This is a genomic window from Roseburia hominis A2-183 (assembly GCF_000225345.1).
GTDB lineage: Bacteria > Bacillota > Clostridia > Lachnospirales > Lachnospiraceae > Roseburia > Roseburia hominis.
In genome coordinates this window covers 2,845,704-2,866,444 of record NC_015977.1, presented here as the reverse complement: position 1 = coordinate 2,866,444, position 20,741 = coordinate 2,845,704, and the positions used below count along the sequence as shown (strand labels likewise).

At 50.2% G+C, this 20,741-nt stretch carries 19 protein-coding genes; 17 read left to right on the top strand and 2 right to left on the bottom strand.

The window, feature by feature from the left end:
- The first annotated feature begins 86 nt into the window (after positions 1-86).
- The gene (locus RHOM_RS17600; RefSeq protein WP_014080748.1) at positions 87-260 is read left to right on the top strand and encodes a hypothetical protein; all 174 of its coding nucleotides are present in this window, start codon (positions 87-89) and stop codon (positions 258-260) included.
- A 63-nt stretch (positions 261-323) separates the two neighbouring features.
- On the opposite strand, the gene murC is transcribed toward RHOM_RS17600, so the two are convergent.
- The gene (gene murC, locus RHOM_RS12785) at positions 324-1,703 is read right to left on the bottom strand and encodes a UDP-N-acetylmuramate--L-alanine ligase (protein ID WP_014080747.1); all 1,380 of its coding nucleotides are present in this window, start codon (positions 1,701-1,703) and stop codon (positions 324-326) included.
- A gap of 264 nt (positions 1,704-1,967) precedes the next feature.
- On the opposite strand from murC, the gene RHOM_RS12780 reads away from it, so the two are divergent.
- From RHOM_RS12780 to RHOM_RS12750, 7 genes are all read left to right on the top strand, one after another.
- Positions 1,968-3,242, top strand: coding sequence for a glucose-1-phosphate adenylyltransferase (locus tag RHOM_RS12780; protein WP_270853890.1), 1,275 nt, complete (start codon positions 1,968-1,970; stop codon positions 3,240-3,242).
- Positions 3,239-4,357: a glucose-1-phosphate adenylyltransferase subunit GlgD gene (gene glgD, locus RHOM_RS12775; RefSeq protein ID WP_014080745.1), complete on the top strand. Its 1,119-nt coding sequence runs from the start codon at positions 3,239-3,241 to the stop codon at positions 4,355-4,357. Before RHOM_RS12780 ends, glgD begins: the two co-directional genes overlap by 4 nt.
- A 27-nt stretch (positions 4,358-4,384) precedes the next feature.
- Positions 4,385-4,651 (top strand): septation regulator SpoVG, encoded by a 267-nt coding sequence (gene spoVG, locus RHOM_RS12770; RefSeq protein ID WP_014080744.1) that lies wholly within the window; start codon positions 4,385-4,387, stop codon positions 4,649-4,651.
- Positions 4,652-4,877: 226 nt separating this feature from the next.
- On the top strand, positions 4,878-5,639 hold the full coding sequence (locus tag RHOM_RS12765) for a sugar phosphate nucleotidyltransferase (protein WP_014080743.1): 762 nt from the start codon (positions 4,878-4,880) through the stop codon (positions 5,637-5,639).
- A gap of 2 nt (positions 5,640-5,641) precedes the next feature.
- Positions 5,642-6,226 (top strand): aminoacyl-tRNA hydrolase, encoded by a 585-nt coding sequence (gene pth, locus RHOM_RS12760; RefSeq protein ID WP_014080742.1) that lies wholly within the window; start codon positions 5,642-5,644, stop codon positions 6,224-6,226.
- Complete coding sequence (gene mfd / locus RHOM_RS12755; protein WP_014080741.1) at positions 6,223-9,771, top strand: transcription-repair coupling factor; 3,549 nt, start codon at positions 6,223-6,225, stop codon at positions 9,769-9,771. The genes pth and mfd overlap by 4 nt, the downstream gene beginning before the upstream one ends.
- Positions 9,772-9,931: 160 nt before the next feature.
- A complete protein-coding gene (locus tag RHOM_RS12750; protein ID WP_014080740.1) occupies positions 9,932-10,975 on the top strand; it encodes a peptidylprolyl isomerase in 1,044 nt (347 codons plus the stop codon).
- Positions 10,976-11,586: 611 nt separating this feature from the next.
- On the opposite strand, the gene RHOM_RS12745 is transcribed toward RHOM_RS12750, so the two are convergent.
- The gene (locus RHOM_RS12745) at positions 11,587-12,321 is read right to left on the bottom strand and encodes a lysophospholipid acyltransferase family protein (protein ID WP_014080739.1); all 735 of its coding nucleotides are present in this window, start codon (positions 12,319-12,321) and stop codon (positions 11,587-11,589) included.
- Positions 12,322-12,484: 163 nt separating this feature from the next.
- Between RHOM_RS12745 and RHOM_RS12740 the strand changes: the two genes are divergently transcribed.
- The 9 genes from RHOM_RS12740 to RHOM_RS12700 all read left to right on the top strand — a co-directional run bounded on the left by RHOM_RS12740 (position 12,485) and on the right by RHOM_RS12700 (position 20,667).
- On the top strand, positions 12,485-12,910 hold the full coding sequence (locus RHOM_RS12740) for a protease complex subunit PrcB family protein (RefSeq protein ID WP_014080738.1): 426 nt from the start codon (positions 12,485-12,487) through the stop codon (positions 12,908-12,910).
- A 122-nt stretch (positions 12,911-13,032) separates the two neighbouring features.
- Positions 13,033-13,275, top strand: a complete 243-nt coding sequence (locus RHOM_RS12735; protein ID WP_014080737.1) for a Veg family protein — start codon at positions 13,033-13,035, stop codon at positions 13,273-13,275.
- Between the two features lie 74 nt (positions 13,276-13,349).
- Positions 13,350-14,909, top strand: coding sequence for a DUF3794 and LysM peptidoglycan-binding domain-containing protein (locus RHOM_RS12730; protein ID WP_242823138.1), 1,560 nt, complete (start codon positions 13,350-13,352; stop codon positions 14,907-14,909).
- Between the two features lie 107 nt (positions 14,910-15,016).
- A complete protein-coding gene (locus RHOM_RS12725; protein ID WP_014080735.1) occupies positions 15,017-16,543 on the top strand; it encodes a CD225/dispanin family protein in 1,527 nt (508 codons plus the stop codon).
- 146 nt (positions 16,544-16,689) lie between these two features.
- Entirely contained in the window at positions 16,690-17,994 is a 1,305-nt protein-coding gene (locus RHOM_RS12720) for a C40 family peptidase (protein WP_014080734.1), read from the top strand.
- Positions 17,995-18,062: 68 nt separating this feature from the next.
- Positions 18,063-18,503: a GatB/YqeY domain-containing protein gene (locus RHOM_RS12715; protein ID WP_014080733.1), complete on the top strand. Its 441-nt coding sequence runs from the start codon at positions 18,063-18,065 to the stop codon at positions 18,501-18,503.
- Positions 18,500-19,153: a hypothetical protein gene (locus RHOM_RS12710; protein ID WP_014080732.1), complete on the top strand. Its 654-nt coding sequence runs from the start codon at positions 18,500-18,502 to the stop codon at positions 19,151-19,153. The genes RHOM_RS12715 and RHOM_RS12710 overlap by 4 nt, the downstream gene beginning before the upstream one ends.
- A 122-nt stretch (positions 19,154-19,275) precedes the next feature.
- Entirely contained in the window at positions 19,276-20,151 is an 876-nt protein-coding gene (locus RHOM_RS12705; RefSeq protein ID WP_014080731.1) for a methionyl aminopeptidase, read from the top strand.
- A 12-nt stretch (positions 20,152-20,163) separates the two neighbouring features.
- Positions 20,164-20,667 carry a hypothetical protein gene (locus tag RHOM_RS12700; protein WP_014080730.1) on the top strand — a complete coding sequence of 168 codons (504 nt, stop codon included), beginning with the start codon at positions 20,164-20,166 and terminating at the stop codon, positions 20,665-20,667.
- Positions 20,668-20,741 lie beyond the last annotated feature (74 nt).

Genomic DNA, 20,741 nt, shown 5'->3' with positions numbered 1-20,741 from the left:
ACCGACTCCTCTTTCTCAAACGTAACAAGCGAAATGTACGGCAGCCGCCGACATTCCCTGATGCATTATAGCACAGGAAAACTGGAATGAGAAGTATCTTTTCCGGAACACATCCGGCACAGACAATCGACCGCAGAAATGTGGATAATGTGGATAAAGAAAACGAATCCGGTGGAAACCGGATTATGGAAACGAAAGGTTTGGCGCAAAAGACGGCAAAGACGGCAAAAGTGCAGGAAACGTGTATAAGGATTATGTAAACAAAAAAATCCACATTCAAAAGTTGAAGTTTTCCCCAATTGAATGTGGATAAAGTGGATAACTTATTTGCCGAGAAGATGTTCGCCAACATTTACAATGTCTCCGGCGCCCATAGTTATCAACAAGTCTCCGTTTACACAATTTTTTAATAAAAATTTTTCGATCTCCTCAAATGACGGAAAATAATAGCATTCCGTGCCGCGTTCCCTGAGCTTGGAGAGGATATCGCGGGAGGAGACGCCGTAGGTATTTTTCTCTCTGGCGGCGTAGATGTCGGCAAGGACAACCACATCAGCGAGGGAGAGCACATCGGCAAAATCCTCTAAAAATGCCTTGGTGCGCGAGTAGGTGTGCGGCTGGAAGCAGAGAACCAGCCGTTTGTGCGGATAGTTCTTGGCAGCGGTTAACGTCGCGCGGATCTCCGTCGGGTGATGCGCATAGTCGTCGATGATGGTGACGCCGTCCACGCAGCCTTTGTACTGGAAACGCCGGTCGGCACCACCGAAGTCGGATAATCCTTTTGCGACCGCGTCAGCGGCAAGACCAAGATCATCTGCCAGCGCAATGGCAGCCAGTGCGTTGGATACGTTGTGCATGCCCGGAACGTGAAGCGTGACTTTCATCAGAGTTTCCTGTCCTTTCATGGCGGTGAAGCTTGCACAGGCTTTTTCATCGAATGTGATGTCTGCCGGATGGAATGTGCAGCTGTCACTGAGACCGAAGGTAATTACCTGCGGCTTTAATCCGGCGGTAATCTCGGTATAATCCGGAATATCGCCGTTTATGATGATCGCGCCGTCCTCCCGGGTGTTGGATGCAAATTGGTGGAATGAATGGCGGATGTCCTGAATATCTTTAAAGAAGTCGAGATGTTCTGCTTCGATATTCAGAATGATGCTGTATTTCGGATAAAAATGCAGGAAGCTGTTCGTGTATTCACACGCTTCCGACAGGAAGAAATCGGACTTGCCTACCCGCAGGTTGCCGTCGAGCGCTTTTAAAATACCGCCGACCGTGATGGTCGGGTCGCACTTGGCTGCAAGAAGGATCTGGCTGATCATGGATGTCGTGGTCGTCTTGCCGTGGGTGCCTGCCACCGCGATGGAGTTGCGGTAATTGTCCATGATCTGTCCGAGCAGCTCTGCGCGCGGCATCATCGGAATTCCTTTTTCGCGCGCACAGGCGAATTCCGGATTGTCCTCGTGGATGGCAGCGGTGTAGACGACAAGATCAATATCATCCGTGATGTTTGCGGCTGTCTGACCGTAGTAAACTTTGATGCCGAGATGCTCTAAGTGTCTGGTCAGATCAGATTCCTTTGCGTCGGATCCGGATACCGTAAAATGCTCTTCGGAGAGAATCTCGGCAAGCCCGCTCATGCTGATGCCGCCGATCCCGATAAAATGGATATGTATGGGTTCTTTGAAATTGATTTTATACATTATAATTCTACCTGCCTGTTTTTCTTTCTATGATAAAGTTCATTATAACCTTATCTTACTGATTTGCAAATTCTTTTGGGATAAAATATTTTCGACAGAAAGTGAAAGAGGAGTGTAGAAAGAGAAAAGATTTGACGAAAATGTCAAAAAATAGAAAAATGTACTGGCAAATTTGTGAAAAATGATGTACATGGGTGGACGATTATGTTATAATTATAAGTGCAAAGAGGAATAGACTGACTAGAAAGACGAGAGGTGATTGACGTGATTCGAAAAGAAATGATAGCCATGCTATTAGCTGGAGGCCAGGGCAGCCGCCTGGGAGTGCTTACAGCGAAGGTTGCCAAACCTGCAGTTGCGTTCGGAGGAAAGTACCGCATTATCGATTTCCCTCTGAGTAACTGCATCAATTCCGGAATTGATACGGTCGGAGTTCTGACCCAGTATCAGCCATTACGTCTGAATACCCATATCGGAATCGGTATTCCGTGGGATCTGGACCGTAACAGCGGGGGAGTGACGGTGTTACCGCCTTATGAGAAGAGCGATAACAGCGAGTGGTATTCCGGAACGGCAAACGCAATATTTCAGAATATGAATTATATGGAGCAGTATCATCCGGAATATGTGCTGATCTTATCCGGCGACCATATTTATAAGATGGATTATGAGGTTATGCTTGATTTCCATAAGGAGAATCATGCGGATGTGACGATTGCCACGATGCCGGTGCCGATTGAGGAGGCAAGCCGTTTTGGTATCGTGATCGCAGATGAGAACAAGAAGATCATGGATTTTGAAGAGAAGCCGGAAAAGCCGCGCAGCAATCTGGCGTCCATGGGTATCTATATTTTCAGCTGGGATACCTTAAAAGAAGCGCTCTATGCCATGAAGGATCAGAGCGGATGTGATTTTGGTAAGCATATCATCCCGTATTGCCACGAGAATGGAAAACGTCTCTTTGCATATGAATACAACGGCTACTGGAAGGATGTCGGTACACTCGGCTCTTACTGGGAAGCAAATATGGAGCTCATCGACCTGATTCCGGAGTTCAATCTGTACGAGGAATACTGGAAGATCTACACGAAGAGTGATATTATCGAGCCACAGTATCTCTCCGCGGATTCCGTTGTGGAGAAGAGCATCATCGGTGAAGGAACCGAGGTATACGGCGAGGTACATAGTTCCGTGATCGGACCGGGCGTCACGATCGGCAGGGGGGCAGTGATCCGGGATTCCATTGTGATGAAAGGAACAACGATTGGCGAGAATGCTATCATCGATAAATCAATTATAGCAGAGAACTGCCAGGTGGGAGCGAACACCGAGCTTGGCATTGGAGAAGAGGCACCGAATAAGCTCAATGCGAGCATCTATTCCTTTGGTCTGGTGACGGTCGGAGAAGACAGTGTGATACCGGACGGTGTTAAGATAGGAAAGAACACGGCAATTTCCGGTACGACGGACAAGGAAGATTACCCGAACGGAATTCTTGAGAGCGGTGAAGTAATCATTAAGGCAGGTGACTCGGTATGAAGGCAATAGGAATTATTTTAGCTGGTGGTAATAACAGCCGTATGCAGGAATTATCCAACAAGAGGGCGATTGCGGCAATGCCGATCGGCGGAAGCTATCGAAGCATTGATTTCGCACTCAGCAACATGAGCAACTCCCATGTGCAGACTGTTGCGGTTCTGACACAGTACAGTGCGAGATCGTTAAACGAGCATCTGAGCTCCTCCAAGTGGTGGGATTTCGGGCGCAAACAGGGCGGATTGTTTGTATTCAATCCTACAGTAACCGTGGATAACAGCTGGTGGTACCGCGGAACAGCGGATGCCATGTATCAGAACATCAATTTCTTGAAGAAGCGCCACGAGCCATATGTCATTATCACGAGCGGTGACTGCATTTACAAGCTGGATTATAATAAGGTACTTGATTACCACATTGAGAAGAAGGCAGACATTACGGTGGTATGCAAGGATATGGCGCCGGGAGAGGATGTCAGCAGATACGGCGTGGTCCGGATGAATGAAGATTCCAAGATTGTAGAGTTCGAGGAAAAACCGATGGTATCCAAGTCGAACACGGTATCGACCGGAATCTATATCGTGCGCAGAAGACAGCTCATTGAGATGCTAGAGCGCAGCGCAGCGGAAGAACGCTGGGATTTTGTGACGGATATTCTGATCCGCTATAAGAATATGAAACAGATCTATGGTTATAAGATGAAGGAATACTGGAGCAATATTGCGACCGTAGAATCCTACTATCAGACGAACATGGATTTCTTAAAACCGGAGGTGCGGAAATACTTTTTCCATGATGAGCCGAAGATTTACTCCAAAGTGGATGATCTCCCGCCTGCAAAATACAATATCGGTTCCGATGTGCGCAACAGCTTAATCGCCAGCGGATGCATCGTCAACAGCAAGGTGGAGAATTCGATCCTGTTCAAGAAGGTATTTGTCGGGAAGAATTGTGTGATTAAGAATTCCATCATTCTGAATGATGTTTATATCGGCGACAATACACATATTGAGAACTGCATTGTCGAGAGCCGTGATACACTCAAGGCGAACACCTATTACTGCGGCGACAACGGTATCAAGATTGTATCCGAGAACAACGAAAGGTATGTACTGTAGAGAAGGGACTAAAGGGGGACAGAATCTATGCAGATTACGGACGTGAGAATCAGAAAAGTCGAGAAGGAAGGCAAGATGAAAGCGGTGGTGTCCATCACCATCGATGAAGAGTTCGTGGTACACGACATCAAGGTGATCGAGGGAGACAAGGGATTGTTCATCGCAATGCCGAGCAGAAAGGCCGCGGACGGGGAATACCGCGACATCGCTCATCCGATCAATTCGGACACAAGAGAGCGGATACAGACTCTGATCCTTCAGAAATACCAGGAGACAATGGCTGCTGAGGAATAATACCGGGAAGAAGCCGGATGGCAGCTTACCCAGGAAAATAAATGCGCACAGGTTTTACGGGAAGGTAAAGCCTGTGCGCATTTGTTTATACGTGCAGGGATCGGGCAGCGGTGCAGAAAACTCTTGTAAAATCTGCAAACTAAGGTAAAATGAAACGTGAACTGTGACAAGATCAAACAAAAGACAGCAGGAATCGTCAATTACAATAGATGGCAGGAGGAGTATGATGAGTCAGTTAAAAGCAGTGATACTTGCAGCGGGAAAAGGGACACGAATGAAGTCGGATCTGCCGAAGGTGGTTCATACCATAGAGGGAAAATGTCTGGTAGATTATGCGATTGAGGCGGCAGAGGGAGCCGGCGCCGGTGAGATCTGCCTTGTGGTCGGCTACAAATACGAGATCGTGCGGGAGAGCATTTCGCACAAGGACGTAAAGTTTGTATTACAGGAGCAGCAGCTGGGAACCGGTCATGCGGTGCGGTGTGCAAAGGAATTTCTCGGGGAGGAAGGACAGACACTGATTCTGTTTGGAGATACCCCTCTTATCACGGCAGAGACCTTAAAGAAATTAAGGGAGCATCACATTGCGAGTGGAAATACAGTGACAGTGCTCTCAGCGATGGTCGAGGATCCGACCGGATACGGCAGAATTATCCGCGATGCAGACGGCAATTTTGTGAAGAGCGTGGAGCACAAGGATGCGACGGAGGCGGAACTGGCATCCCACGAGATCAACTCAGGTATGTATATTTTTGATACGAAGGAGCTGCGTGAGGCGCTGGATCTGATTTTGCCGAATAATGCGCAGGGTGAATACTATCTGCCGGATACGCTCACAATTATTAAGGAAAAGGGACTGAAGGTGGATGCGTATGCGCTGGATGACCCGGAGGATATCACAGGGGTCAACGATCAGGAGCAGCTTGCGGCTGCAGCAGTCGTGATCCGGCGGAGAATTGCAGGCAACAAAGCAAAGAATAGGAGATAGCGATGTTCTTGATCGTAGGTCTGGGGAATCCGGGCAGGCAGTATGAGCATACACGCCATAATGCGGGATTTGATGTCATGGATGCCCTTGCGGAAAAATATAATATCAGTATCAGCGAAAGTGGACACAAGGCGCTTTTCGGCAAAGGGATGATCGGCGGACAGAAGGTGATTCTGGCAAAACCGCAGACATTTATGAACTTAAGCGGCGAGAGCGTGGCGGAACTTTTACATTATTATAAGATCGATCCCGAGGAGGAGCTTCTTGTCATTTTTGACGACATCAGCCTGGCGCCGGGGAACATCCGTATCCGCAAAAAAGGGAGCGCCGGCGGGCATAATGGAATCAAGAACATTATTGCAATGACCGGGACGGAGAACTTTAAGCGGATTAAGGTGGGCGTCGGCGAAAAACCGGCGGGATGGGATCTGGCGGATCATGTGCTCGGACGCATGAGTGAGGAAGACCGCGCGGCATTTGAGGAAGCGGTGAAGGAATCCGTAAAGGCTGCGGAGATGATCCTGGAGGATGAGATTGATCAGGCAATGAATGATTTTAACAGGAAAAAGCGGGAGAGTCAGTCATGAAGACATTCACACAGCCCATGCAGGGGCTGAAAGAATTTGAAGACCTGGAAGCGGCACTGCCGAAGCTATCCGGCGTCATTCAGATTTCCGGCTGTATCGATGCAGCTAAACCACATATGATGTACAGCATTGGCAATGGTTCTGGAAACAGAATCATTGTTACGTTTCAGGAACAAAAAGCGAAGGAACTGGCGGAGGAATACCGCTTTTTTGATCCGAACGCTGCCTATTATCCGGCAAAGGATATTCTGTTTTACCAGTCGGATATCCGGGGAAATGTGCTGACAGCGGAGCGTATCAATGCCCTCAAGATGATGGCGGAAAAGCGCTCGTGCACAATTGTAACGACGTTTGACGGACTGATGAATCCGATGCCGTCGCCGGATCAGTTTATCAGTGCGGTGCGGAAAGTGGCGGTCGGGGACGTGATCGATCTGGAGCAGTTTACAAGGCACCTGGCGGAACTGGGCTACGAGAAGAATTATCAGGTGCAGACAAGCGGTGAATTCTCCGTGCGCGGCGGAATCATTGACATTTTCCCGCTGACGGAGGAGAATCCGTTCCGGATTGAACTGTGGGATGATGAGGTCGATTCAATCCGCTCATTCGATGCGGAAAGCCAGCGGTCGATCGAGAATCTGGATGAGGTCCACATCTATCCGGCGTGCGAACTGGTGCTGACCAAAGAGGAGCGCGACGCCGGTATTGCGCGCATTCTGGCAGAAGCAAAGCAGGTTTCGGAAAAGCTCCGCGGGGAGATGAAGACCGAGGAGGCGTACCGCGTCAAGTCTGCGGCGGACCAGGTGGCGGAGGAAGCCGGGGAGCTGGGCCTCTCTGCCGGGCTGGACGCCTACCTGTCCTATTTTTGCGAGGAACGCGTCTCTTTGCTCGATTATTTTGGAAAACAGGATACGCTGGTGTTCCTGGATGAGACGCCGCGGAGCATTGAGCGCGGAATGGCGACGGAGACCGAATTTTCGGAGAGCATGAAGCAGCGCCTGGAAAAAGGCTATATTCTGCCGGGGCAGATGCGGGAACTTTTTACCTGCAAGGAGATTCTGGGAAAACTTGCGGGGCGCAGATGCATCTCGCTGGTGGCACTCGACCTTAAGAATCCGCATCTGGAGATTGGAACACGGCTGAATATCCAGTCTAAGACGGTCAATCCGTACAACAACAGCTTTGAACTTCTGATAAAGGATCTGGAGCGTTACAAAAAGAACGGCTATCAGGTGATCCTGCTGTCGGGATCGAGAACGCGCGCGAAGCGTCTGGCGGATGATCTGATGGCGGAGGGGCTGAACGCTTTTTATTCGGAAGACTACGATCACGAGGTAAAGCCCGGCGAGATCATGACGGGTTACGGCAAGATAAAAAAAGGATATGAGTATCCGATGCTGAAGTTTGTTGTGATCTCCGAGAGCGATATTTTCGGCGGCGAGAAGAAGAAAAAGAAGCGCAAGCGCATCTATGAGGGAGAGAAGATTGCAAGCTTTACGGATCTGAACATCGGTGACTACGTGGTGCATGAGAGCCATGGACTGGGCATCTACCGCGGTATTGAGAAGATCGAGGTGGATAAGACCGAGAAGGATTACATCAAGATCGAGTATGCAGGCGGGGGCAATCTCTACATTCTGGCGACGCAGCTGGAGCAGATCCAGAAATATGCAGGCGCGGGGGCGAAAAAGCCGAAGTTAAACAAGCTTGGCGGACAGGAGTGGAACAAGACCAAGTCGAGGGTCAAGGGAGCGGTCAGGGAGATCGCCGAAGACCTCGTGAAGCTTTACGCAGTGCGCCAGAATGACCGGGGATTTGCGTTCGGACCGGACACCGTGTGGCAGAAGGAGTTCGAGGAGATGTTCCCGTTTGAGGAGACGGAAGACCAGGATCTTGCCATCGCAGCGACCAAGGCCGACATGGAGAGCACGAAGATTATGGATCGTCTGATCTGCGGCGACGTCGGATACGGAAAGACGGAAATTGCGATCCGTGCGGCGTTTAAGGCGGTGCAGGATGGCAAGCAGGTGGCATTTCTGGTGCCGACGACGATCCTCGCCCAGCAGCATTACAACAACTTTGTGCAGCGCATGAAAGATTTTCCAGTCAACATTGATCTGCTCTGCCGGTTCAGAAGTAGCGCGGAACAGAAAAAGACGATCGAAAAGCTGAAAAAGGGGCAGGTGGACATCATCATCGGCACGCACCGGCTGCTGTCCAAAGATGTGGTCTACAAGGATCTGGGACTTTTAATCATCGACGAGGAGCAGCGCTTCGGCGTGGCGCACAAGGAGAAAATCAAGCAGCTTAAGACCAACATCGATGTTCTCACACTGACCGCGACGCCGATTCCGCGGACGCTGCACATGAGTCTCATTGGCATCCGGGATATGAGCGTGCTGGAAGAGCCGCCGATGGACCGTGTGCCCATCCAGACATATGTGATGGAGTACAATGAGGAACTGGTGCGGGAGGCAATCTCCAGGGAACTGGCGCGCGGCGGGCAGGCGTATTTTGTATACAACAGAGTGCGCGAGATCGCCGATGTTGCGACGAAGATTGCGGAGCTTGTGCCGGAGGCGAACGTGGCATATGCGCACGGACAGATGAAGGAGACCGAACTGGAAAATATCATGTATCGGTTTATCAACGGCGAGATCGATGTGCTTGTATCCACGACGATCATTGAGACGGGACTGGATATTTCAAACGTGAATACGATGATTATCCACGATGCGGACAATATGGGTCTTTCCCAGCTGTATCAGCTCCGCGGGCGTGTGGGCAGATCGAACCGCACGGCGTATGCGTTTTTGATGTATAAGCGGGATAAGATGTTAAAGGAGGTCGCGGAGAAGCGGCTTGCCGCAATCAAAGAGTACACGGAGCTTGGAAGTGGCTTTAAGATTGCCATGCGTGATCTCGAAATCCGCGGAGCGGGCAGCCTGCTCGGTGAGCGGCAGCACGGTCACATGGAAGCGGTTGGTTATGATCTGTACTGCAAGATGCTAAACGAGGCGGTCAAGGAAGCGAAGGGCATCGCGGTGGAGGAAAGCTTTGACACGTCGATCGATATTGTGATCGACGCCTATATCCCGATGGGGTATATTCCAAATGAACTGCAGAAGCTGGACATCTACAAACGCATCGCAGACATTGAGACGCAGGAGGAGACGGAGGAGATGACGGAGGAACTGATCGACCGTTTCGGAGATCCGCCGAAGTCCGTGGAAAATCTGCTTTACATTGCAAAAATCAAATCGATGGCGCACCGGCTTTATTTTACGGAAGTGGCGCAGAAGGGTGAGAGTGTCCGTTTTACTCTCTATGAGAAAGCACGGATTGATGTGACGAAGATTCCGGAACTGGTGGCGGCATACGGTCAGAAGGTGACGTTTACCGCTGATCCGAAGAATCCGTACTTCACATATCACCTGAAAAAGAATTCGAGGGACAAGAATGTGGACATCAAATCGGTGGTGGAGCAGTTCCTAGCCGACGCAGGAGGATTTCTGGCGGAGCGGGAAGCACCAAAGGAAGGGTAAAAAGGTGTAGAAAGCCAATTTTCGGGCACCGGTGGACCGGCTCTCCGGCGTCGGAAAAGCTTGAAAAAAGTATGAAAAATATTGCGACCCGGAGAAAATTGCACTATAATAGAGCAAGACTGCCATGGCAAGCTGTCATGGCATATACCAGGAGGAACCTATGAGAGCAAAGAGATGGAGCGCACTGCTTCTTAGCGGTGTTATGGCAGCATCCATGTTAACAGGATGTGGAATGAATAAAAATGAGACAGTGGCAACTTTTGATGAGACGGAAGTGCCGCTTGGAGTAGCAAATTTTGCAGCGAGATTTCTGCAGGCAACATATGATGATTTTTATGTGGCATATTTTGGCGAGGACGTATGGTCATCCGATCTGTACAACAACGGCACCACGATGCAGGACAATATCAAGGACAGCGTGATGCAGTCACTGTTCGATATGTATACACTGGAAGCGCACATGGCAGAGTACGATGTGGAGCTGACGGAGGATGACAAGGCGGAGATCGCAGACACAGCGGCTGCGTTTATTGCAGACAACAGCAAGGATGCATTGGATGCACTTGGTGCAGATGAAGAGACTGTGGAGCGTTATCTGACACTGGCGACGATCCAGAACCGGATGCACACGGCGATCATTGCGGATGCCGATACCAATGTGACGGATGAGGAAGCCAACACAAGCTCCTACAGCTATGTCAAGGTGTCCAAGCAGTCCCATACGGATGAGGATGGCAATACCGTGGAGTACACCGACACCGAGCTCACACTGCTCGGCAAGACGGTCGGTATGTTTGACATGGACGCCAAGGCGGGCACGCTGGAGGATGCGGCAGAGCAGTATGACTATACGGTGAGCAGCGGAACGTTTACCGCGGATGACAGCACACTCGATGAGGCGGTTCTTACGGCACTGCAGGGACTGGACGAAGGGGAGGTGTCGGATGTCATCGACACAGATACCGATTACTATGTAGTTCGTCTGGATGAGAAGACGGATGCGGATGCAACCGAGACGACCAGACAGAACATTATCAGCCAGCGCCAGAGCGATCTGTACGACGAGACGCTCAAAGGCTGGGAAGATGAGCATGACTGGATCGTGAAGGATTCCGTGTGGGCGAAGGTAACATTTGACAACCTGTTCACCACAACGGTGGAGGATACGGAGACTGAGACCGTCACGGAGAGTGCGACGGAATAGAAGAAAAGCTGCGGCAATGACAGATATTGCGGCAGGAGACAGCGAAGATTGGCTGTACCGGTGATCCTCGTTAAAGAGCGTAACTCCGGTGTTCCAGCGAAAACAGGCGGGAGGATTCTTTGAAACAAAATGCGAGAATTTCTTCTCTGCCGTTTTTGCCAGTTCCTTCCGTGTCTTGGCCACGTTTTGACACTCCGCGAGGATGTGTCCGACAAGCCGCAGACAATGAGCGGACTTTCTGGTGCCCCTAGCGGCACCGCTTCACAGACAATATAAAACCGCGCGAACCGAAACTCGTTGGCATCTGCTATTGAAAATAAGGCAGATGCCAATTCAAACATCGGCTTCGCGCGGTTATGTTTTGTTTAGCGGTGCCAACAAGGGGCACACACAAAAGTCCTAAAATTGTCTGCGGCTTGCGGACACGCCTCCGGAGTGTTCAAAACTTGGAAAGACACGGATCATCACAGCTGGCAAAAACGGCGGAGTTAGAAATTCCGTATTTTGTGATCAGAATCCTCCCGCCTGTTTTTCGCTGGAACGCTCGCGTTATGCCCTTTAACGAGCAACAGCGATCCGACGATCTGCTGTCTCCTGCTGCATGTCTGTCATTACCGCAGCTTTTCGTTCTTTACGAGCATCTCTTCGATGATGCCCTGGCAGTGGGCACCGATTTTCTTCTTCGTCTCTTTATCCAGCTCGTTCGGATAGATCGGCTTGCCGTACTCTAAGATGACGTGCGTTGCTTTTACCTTCGGAAAATGATTCTCTAAAATATCGGCGGAACCGGTGATTGCCATAGGGACGATCGCACACCCAGTTTTCTCTGCCATCTTGAAACTTCCCTCCTTAAAAGGAAGCATCAGGTCGTCGGTCTTGTTGCGCGTTCCCTCCGGAAAAATGCACATCGAGATGCCGTTCTTGATGTGATCGATGCCGGCAAGAATGGTCTTTAAGGCTTCCTTGACGTCATCACGGTTGATGAACAGGCAGTAGAGACGCTTCATCCACAGGGAAAGAAGCGGAACTTTTGCCATGTCATTCTTGGCGACGTAGCCGGTCAGACCCGGGCATCTGGCATAGGTGATGATAATGTCGAAGTAGCTTTTGTGATTGCCGATGTACAGAACAGCCTCGTCCTTTGGAACATTTTCTTCGCCGATAACGGTGACTTTGGTTCCACAGATGAACAGAATGACGCGAAACGCCCACTGCACCATGCGCAGCTGGCTGATGTCGGCAGCCTTACGGTTGAACTTGCTGATGATCCATTCGATTCCGAGGACGGGAATCCCGATGATCAGATAGAGAATGGCAAACAGCAGAGCAAGGATGGCTCGTAACATAAGAAGGTCCTTTCCGGGCAAGCGCCCCGTAGATTTTTACATAGTTTTTATTATAAATCCTGAAAAGAGGAAACACAAGACGCGGAAAAGAGAATTCGCAGGCATATTTAAAAAAGACGCGGCATATACTTTGGATAGAACCGAAAATTTGGGGGACTGTCAGATGTTTTGGTATGGGAAGAGATGGAAGAAGGGGTGTCTGGTCTTTTTGGCAGCGGCGGCCCTGCTTGCTGCCGGGTGCAGCATTGAGACGACAAACGGAGCGAAGGTTGCCGATCTTGACTATGAGATTGTGGAGGAGGCGCAGATACCGGAGGAAGTGAAGGCTGTGATAGAGGAAAAAAAGGCGGCTGATTTTAAAACGACCTATGAACTCGACGGGGATCTGTACATAGTGCGCGGGTATGGAGAACAGGAGACGGGAGGTTACAGCATCTGCATCCGGGATCTGTATCTGACGTCGAATGCGATTTTGTTCGATACGGAACTTGTGGGACCGAGAAAGGGAGAACAGGTAAGCAGCGGACCGAGTTATCCTTATATTGTAATAAAGACCGAAAAACGTGACGAAAGTACCATATTTGAGTGAATTTTCTTGATATTTTTAAAAAATTCTCCGGTTTGTTTGACAAAAATTTAGTACAGTGATAAACTAAAGCGGAATGGTATTCGGTGTTAGGACGATAAGAAGCCGGAACAGGGAGGTAGACAATGCAACAGGCAGACATCCATAAGGTACGCGCTTCCGTGTATCAGCAGTGCGGACGGAAGGTACTGATTCAGCTTGACAGAGGACGCAACAAGGTCGACATCCAGGAAGGAGTCATTCAGAACGCATATCCGAGTGTTTTTACAATACTGGTGAATGACGAGCAGGAAGAAAATCCGCCTCAGTTACTTTCATTCAGTTATTCGGATATCATTACAAGAGATATTCGGATGAAATTATGTTAACATAAGGTATCAGGTATAATATTCCCCGTATTCGAATAAGATGTTTCAAAGATTCGGATATGGGGGATATTTTTTTGGAACTCGAAAAAGTAAAGATACATAGAATACAGCAGAATGGCACGGCGGTCAGCCAGATCACGCTGGATGATGACTATAATGTCCCGGACTACCGGCCGGACATCATGAAGGTTTTGAAAGAAAATGGCGAACTGCGGTTTGACGAGGTGAAGGCGGCAAACAAGGCGGTGTGGGTAAAAGGAAGCCTGGTGTTTCACATTCTTTACCGGTGTGAGCAGAGTGATGGAAAAATCAGCTGCCTCAAAGGAGAGATTCCGTTTCAGGAGAAACTCAATATAGACGGGCTGCAGGAGAACGGGGAGGTACATGCCGCCGGAGAGATCGAGGATCTGACAGTCGGCGTAATCAATTCGAGAAAATTGAGCATCCGTGCGGTGGTTGTGCTGCGTGCCTCGGCGGAGGAACAGGTGTTGGAGGAGTTTACGTCCAGACTGGAACTGCCGGGGGATTACCAGCAGAAGACGGGAACCTGGGGAGCGCTCAATCTGCTCGCATCCTGCCGGGATGTCTGCCGGCAGAAGAGTGAGATTGTTCTGCCGTCGAACAAACCCAATGTGCGGGAAATTCTGTGGCGCAGTGTAGAACTCCGCAACGTCGAAAGCCATGTGGAGGATGGGAAGGCGGTCGTCACAGGTGAGATTCTGGCGGCGGTGCTCTACAGTGAGGAAGAGGAGAGCGAGCGCCTGCAGTGGTATGAGACGACGGTTCCTCTGGAATGTGCGGCCGACTGTGACGCTGCCGGGGAGAATTGCATTTTTAAAATATCGGCTGTCCCGCTGTCGGCGGAACTGGAGATCAAGCCGGATTACGACGGGGAGGAGCGCATTCTTGTGCTCGAACTCTCCGTCTCGGTCGATGTCCGCGTGTGGCGGGAAGAAGAGATGGAACTTCTGACCGATCTCTACTCGCTCCGGGAAAAAGCCGTTCCGGTAGTCAGGGAGCGGATCGGTGAGAGACTCCTTGTAAAAAATGCGGCAAAATGCCGGGTAACGGAACAGCTGGAAATTCCGGAAAGCCAGGAGAAAATCCTGCAGATCTGTGCCTGCGAGGGAACGGTGCGCCTGGAAAAATACGAGCCTGTGGAGAACGGAATCCGGGCGGAGGGAACGATCACGGCGGAACTTCTCTATATCACAACGGATGACAATATGCCGATCCAGTCGGCAAGGGAAATCTATCCGTTTTCCCAGATCCTTGAGATTCCCGATATGCAGCCGGACGTGGAGGCGGAGATGGACTGCGGATTAGAGCAGCTGTCCGCGGTGATGATGGATCAGGAACATATTGAGATCAAAGCGGTGATCCAGTTAAACCTGATGGCGTTTTTGCCGCAGAAAATACAGAACATCGAAGAGATTACAGAAGAGCCTTTAGATATGGAAGAATTACAGAACCGCCCCGGTCTGGTGGGCTATATTGCAAAGGCGGGCGATGATCTGTGGACGATTGCCAAGGAGAATCATACGACCATACAGGATATTCTGGAAACCAACGGCTGGACGGAAAAAAATCTGCAGCCGGGAGATGCGGTGCTGATCGTCAAACAGATAGGATAAAGGTACTATTTGCACAGATTTGCTTGAGTAATAGAAGACGCTCTGTTATACTAAAGTGGTTATGAGTGTTATTTTTTGAAAGAATTTTGAAAACAGGGAGACAAAAGATGGATCAGAATGAGAACAAAAATTACAATTTAGAGAACGACCCGGGACAGACACAGCTGGGATCTGCGGGGGCAGAGAATCAGCAGGGAACGCAGGATGTGTACGGTCAGCCGGGAGCACAGGGTGCATACGGTCAGCCGGACGTGGCAGCGAATAGCGGAATGACGCAGCCGGATGCCCAGCCGGGAGCGAATGCTTACGGCCAGCCGGGAAACGGTTATGGACAGGAAAGCGCAGGTCAGCCTTATGGACAGGAGAATGCAGGCCAGCCTTACGGTCAGAACTACGGTCAGGCAGAAAATGCGAACGGCCAGGGGAATGTGAGCCAGCCTTACGGTCAGCAGAATTACGGAGAGCAGAGCACGAACGGCCAGGGAGAGTATTCTTACGGACAGAATAACGCCTATGGACAGAATAACGCCTATGGACAGAATAACGCTTACGGACAGAATAATGCCTATGGACAGCAGACGAACGGTCAGCAGGCGTATGGTCAGGCGAACGGCCAGTATGCGGGAAATGCATATGCCGGCGTAAACTATGGCGAGGCGACGGTGCTCAACGACGAGAACGGTCAGCCAGTGAAGAACTCGTTCGGAATGAAGATTACATTCTCCATCCTTGAGATTCTGTGCTGCTGCGGATGCAACCTGATTACCATGATTATGGGTATTATCGGATGCGTATTCACGAGCAAGGCGAACAGTGCCTACAAGTCCGGAGATGTGCAGGAGTATAAGCGCAACAGCAAGTCGGCGACAATCTGCCTGTGGATCGGTTTTGCGATCGCACTGGTATGGCTGGTCTTCAGCATTATTTTCAGCGTACTTTACAGCAACGACATCGAGGATGCGTTTATGGAAGGATATAACGAGGCCGCAGGTGTAAGCGATGATTACGACACGGATGATTTCATGGGTGATTCCGGTGATGAAGAGTACGACACCGACGATTTTCTTGCCGATGACAGCGAGGATACAGAGGATGCCAAAACGGCAGCTCCGCTTGACGTGACAGCAGGGGATGCGTTCGACAGCGGAGACATTACCGTCAACGGTATCCTGGTGCAGCTTCCTATGAGCTACAGCGATTTCAAGGCACTCGGTTTTTCCATCGACTCCGAGGATGAGGAGTATGTATCCAACAAGAATGAATATTACTATCCGACATTCTACGATGCACAGGGAAATGAACTGGGAGAGGTGTACATTGGAAATGTAACCGACGATCCGCAGACACTTGCAGACGGAACGGTGTTCGGCTTCTCATTCACCAGCATGGACTACAATGACGATCTGGAGATCCTTCTGCCGAACGGTCTGACAAAGGATGCGGTCAACGACGACTTTATGACTGCTTACGGCGAGCCGGATTATGAGTATGAGTCGGATACCGGCGACTACCAGTCTTATCAGTGGTACAGCCACAGCGACACCTACGAGGATATGGATGAAAACTCCATTTCCGTAACATTCTATGATGGCGAGCTGAGCGATCTGGAACTGATGTATATCGGATGGGATTGATCTGATTTCCGAAAAATCGAAAAATTATGGAAACTGTGACAATTTTATAAGGAAGTATGATATAATCAACGGGTATGATAACAGAGTCATACCCGTTTTTTGTACGCAATGAAAGATAATTCAGATATTTGGGATGGAGATACCGCATGAGACATTTTAAGAAACGTGTTCTGGCACTGCTTCTGGCGGGAGCAGTCGGAATCGGAAACTATGCGTCTGTGTCTGCTTCGGCAATCAAGGATGCACAGGATAAAAAGGATGAGGCACAGCAGGAACTGAATCAGGTGAACCAGCAGATTCAGAATATCCAGTCGGCGCAGAACAGCCTTCAGGCAGAGATGAATAATTATGACAATCAACTCATGAGCCTGCTTACCGATATGGACATCCTGCAGAGCGATATGGATACGCAGGAGCAGGAGATCGAACAGGCAAACGCGGATCTGGAAAATGCGAAAGCGGAGGAACAGCAGCAGTATGACGCCATGAAGCAGCGGATTCAGTATATGTATGAGAATGGAGACCAGTCCTTTTTGACGGCGTTAGTCGGCGCGGACAGCATTACGGATCTTTTGAACCGGGTGGAATATGTCTCGGACGTCTACCAGTATGACCGCGATATGCTGACGAACTATCAGGAAGTGGTGCAGCAGGTGGAAGATCTGACGGCACAGCTTGAGAGTGAGATGGCGGAGATGGAGGAGCTTCAGATCAGCTATCAGGAGCAGCAGAGTTCTCTGGAGCAGGTGATTGCGACAAAGCGTTCGGAGATGGCGGATTTTGACAGCCAGCTTGCCAATGCACAGAGTCTTGCAAGCCAGTATGCGCAGACGATCAAGCAGCAGAACCAGATCATCGCGACGGAGAAGGCAAAACAGGCGGCTGCGGAGGCGGCGAAGAAAAAGGCGGCGCAGGCGGCTGCTGCGGCAGGAACGACCGGCAGCACCACCGGAACGGATGCCTCGACAGCCGGCACCGGAACGACCTCGAATACGACCGGAAATACCGCTTCGACAGGGACGGATACCTCGACTTCGGGCAGCAGTACCTCCGGCAGCTCTTCCACAGGTCTGACGGACGGCGGACTAAATCCGTCCTACACGACCGGAGTCAGCGGCAGTGACGTCGTGTCCTATGCGAGCCAGTTTCTGGGGAATCCCTATGTCCTTGGAGGTACCAGCCTGACATCCGGAACGGATTGCTCCTATTTTGTCATGGCGGTCTACCAGCATTTTGGCATTTCCCTGCCGAGATCTTCCTATTCGCAGAGCGGCTGTGGACAGGCAGTCAGCTATGAAAATGCGCAGCCCGGCGATATTATCTGCTATCCGGGACATGTGGCAATCTATATCGGCGGTGGACGGATTATCCATGCGTCCAACCCGAGAACCGGCATCTGCTACGGAAATGCAACCTACCGTACGATCACTTCGGTACGGCGTGTGTTGTAGGTTTGTATTTTCAAAAGCAAAATGCTATAATCTGGATAGAAATGAAATAAGAGATGGAGGAATAAAAAATGCAGTTCAAACAGTTACAGGATGATATGATCGCAGCAATGAAGGCAAGAGACAAGGTGCGCAAGGATGCAATCTCCACACTGGTGTCGGCTGCGAAGAAGGTGGCAATCGATGAGGGCTGCCGCGATGACATTCGGGAAGAACTTGTGGACCGGGTCATTTTAAAGGAGATCAAGTCCGTGAAGGAACAGATCGATACCTGCCCGGCATCCAGAGAAGATCTGCTTGCAGAATATAAGACGCGCTACGATATTTTTATGGAATATGCGCCGAAAATGATGTCGGCTGACGAGGTGGAGGCGTTTATCACAGAGAAGTTCGCGGACGTGGTAGCAAGCCACAACAAAGGACAGATCATGAAGGCTGTTATGCCGGAACTGAAAGGCAAGGCAGAGGGCAGCGTGATCAATCAGGTGGTGGCAGGGCTTTGTCAGGCATGAGACAGAAATTAAGATTTACTGCTGTTCTGGTCGTTCTGGTCATCATTCTGGGGACAGCATCCTACCGCGAACAGGGAAAGCGGCAGAAGCTGTCATTTCCGGAATCACTGGATCTTGTGGTGGTGACGGTGGACGGGAAGACGGTAACTCTGCGGGAGATGGCATTTTATATCGCATATGAGGAAGGCAATATGGAAGATGCGGCCATCATCTATAATCCGGATAATACGGACGAATACTGGCAGCTGTATATCAATCATACGTTCCTACGGGAGCAGGCGAAACAGACAGTGGTGGATATGACCATTCATGATACGCTGTTTTACCAGATGGCAACAGCAGAGAAAATCACGCTCTCAGAGGAGGAGGAACAGTATCTTGCCAATGATCAGCAGGATTTTTGGAGTGACCTTACCGAGGAGCAGAGAGCGCGCCTGGGTGTCGATGAGGAAACGATTGATGCATCCATGCGAAAAATGGCGCTGGCGCAGAAATATCAGAGTATTCTTGCGGAGATGGAACAGGTCGATTACGAGGATTATTCCATCGGCGGCACGGAATACGAAAAACTTCTGGCACAGCATACCTGTGAGTTAGACGAGACTACCTGGGACCGCGTGCCGTTCGGCAGCATCACGGTAGATCATTGAACAAAGAGGGAAAGACAGAGATTTTCCATTGCGTGAAGCAGGATATGCGCCGATATGTGAAGAAAGCATTTGCGGCAGGCAGAATATAATATAAAAAATAAAATAGAGAAGAGAAGAAGAATATGTCAGTAAAAATTGGAAGAAATGATCCGTGCTGGTGCAAAAGCGGCCGGAAATACAAGGCATGCCATCAGGCATTTGACGAGAAGATTGCAGCGATCGCTGCGCAGGGACATATCGTCCCGACCCATGACATTATCAAGAATGCAGATCAGATTGCAGGGATTAAGGAGAGCTGCAAGATCAATATCGCGGTGCTCGATTATATTCAGGAGCACATTCATGAGGGCATGAATACGGCGGAAATCGACAAGATTGTCTACGACATGACGACCAGCATGGGCGGTATTCCGGCACCGCTGCATTATCAGGGCTACCCGTACAGCGTGTGCACTTCGGTGAACGATCAGGTGTGCCATGGATTCCCGTCAAAGGATGTCATTTTGAAGTCGGGAGATATTATCAATGTGGATGTTTCCACGATTTTGAACGGTTATTTTTCCGATTCTTCCAGAATGTTCTGCATCGGCGACGTCAGCCCGGAGAAGAAACGTCTCGTGGATGTCACGAAGGAGTGTGTGGAAAAAGGTCTCGCAGAGGTAAAACCGTGGGGATTTTTAGGCGATATGGGGCAGGCGGTTCACGATCACGCCTTCGCAAACGGTTATACGGTTGTGCGTGAGATCGGCGGACACGGCGTGGGACTGGAGTTCCATGAGGAGCCGTGGGTCGGCTATAATAGCAAGCGCGGTCAGGAGATGCTGATGGTGCCGGGCATGATCTTTACGATCGAGCCGATGGTCAACATGGGAAAAGTGGACATCTATGTCGATGATGCAAACGACTGGGAGGTCTACACGGAGGACGGACTTCCGTCTGCACAGTGGGAGATTATGGTGCTTGTGACGGAGGACGGTCACGAGGTTCTTTGCTGGTAAGCAGGAGGCAGGATGAAAAAGCTGGGAAAGAAAGCGGGAAAAGCAGCTTCGATGAAGAAAGCGGGACACAGAGCAGCGGGAAAAGCGGCTTCGATGAAGAAGGCGGGGCACGGAACGCTGGGAAAAGCAGCGGTTCTGGCGAACAAGGCCGCGCAGGAGAAAAAGGCAGATGTGCCGGGCGAATGGCTCTATCTTGCACCGGAGACTGTGGGCGTGCGGCAGATTGCAGACGTGCTGGAAGGAACCTGTGAGATGGAAATCTGGCAGGAAGCAGGCGTACTTGAGATTATGTACGGCGGAGAAGCCTCCATGGACATGGAGGAAGGAAAAATACATCCCCGGGATCAGGTGACTGCGGCATTTGCAGAGGAACATGACTGCGACAGAGTGTATCTGGTGACATTTTCTGCGGAGGAATATGAAAAGGTACTGCCTGTAATGCGGCACATCTTACAGGAATGCGGCGGCATATTCTGCGGCGATACGGAAGATTTTAAGCCGATACTTACAGAGTAGAAAAGGGATGCTTTTTTGCTTTAGTGTATTGAAATGATAAGAAAAAACAGCTATGATACTGTTATTGGCGCAGA

Coding starts and splice junctions, on each gene's coding strand:
- RHOM_RS17600 (WP_014080748.1), top strand. CDS start 87: ATGAGAAGTATCTTTTCCGGAACACATCCGGCACAGACAATCGACCGC.
- murC (WP_014080747.1), bottom strand. CDS start 1,703: ATGTATAAAATCAATTTCAAAGAACCCATACATATCCATTTTATCGGG.
- glgD (WP_014080745.1), top strand. CDS start 3,239: ATGAAGGCAATAGGAATTATTTTAGCTGGTGGTAATAACAGCCGTATG.
- spoVG (WP_014080744.1), top strand. CDS start 4,385: ATGCAGATTACGGACGTGAGAATCAGAAAAGTCGAGAAGGAAGGCAAG.
- RHOM_RS12765 (WP_014080743.1), top strand. CDS start 4,878: ATGAGTCAGTTAAAAGCAGTGATACTTGCAGCGGGAAAAGGGACACGA.
- pth (WP_014080742.1), top strand. CDS start 5,642: ATGTTCTTGATCGTAGGTCTGGGGAATCCGGGCAGGCAGTATGAGCAT.
- mfd (WP_014080741.1), top strand. CDS start 6,223: ATGAAGACATTCACACAGCCCATGCAGGGGCTGAAAGAATTTGAAGAC.
- RHOM_RS12750 (WP_014080740.1), top strand. CDS start 9,932: ATGAGAGCAAAGAGATGGAGCGCACTGCTTCTTAGCGGTGTTATGGCA.
- RHOM_RS12745 (WP_014080739.1), bottom strand. CDS start 12,321: ATGTTACGAGCCATCCTTGCTCTGCTGTTTGCCATTCTCTATCTGATC.
- RHOM_RS12740 (WP_014080738.1), top strand. CDS start 12,485: ATGTTTTGGTATGGGAAGAGATGGAAGAAGGGGTGTCTGGTCTTTTTG.
- RHOM_RS12735 (WP_014080737.1), top strand. CDS start 13,033: ATGCAACAGGCAGACATCCATAAGGTACGCGCTTCCGTGTATCAGCAG.
- RHOM_RS12725 (WP_014080735.1), top strand. CDS start 15,017: ATGGATCAGAATGAGAACAAAAATTACAATTTAGAGAACGACCCGGGA.
- RHOM_RS12720 (WP_014080734.1), top strand. CDS start 16,690: ATGAGACATTTTAAGAAACGTGTTCTGGCACTGCTTCTGGCGGGAGCA.
- RHOM_RS12715 (WP_014080733.1), top strand. CDS start 18,063: ATGCAGTTCAAACAGTTACAGGATGATATGATCGCAGCAATGAAGGCA.
- RHOM_RS12710 (WP_014080732.1), top strand. CDS start 18,500: ATGAGACAGAAATTAAGATTTACTGCTGTTCTGGTCGTTCTGGTCATC.
- RHOM_RS12705 (WP_014080731.1), top strand. CDS start 19,276: ATGTCAGTAAAAATTGGAAGAAATGATCCGTGCTGGTGCAAAAGCGGC.
- RHOM_RS12700 (WP_014080730.1), top strand. CDS start 20,164: ATGAAAAAGCTGGGAAAGAAAGCGGGAAAAGCAGCTTCGATGAAGAAA.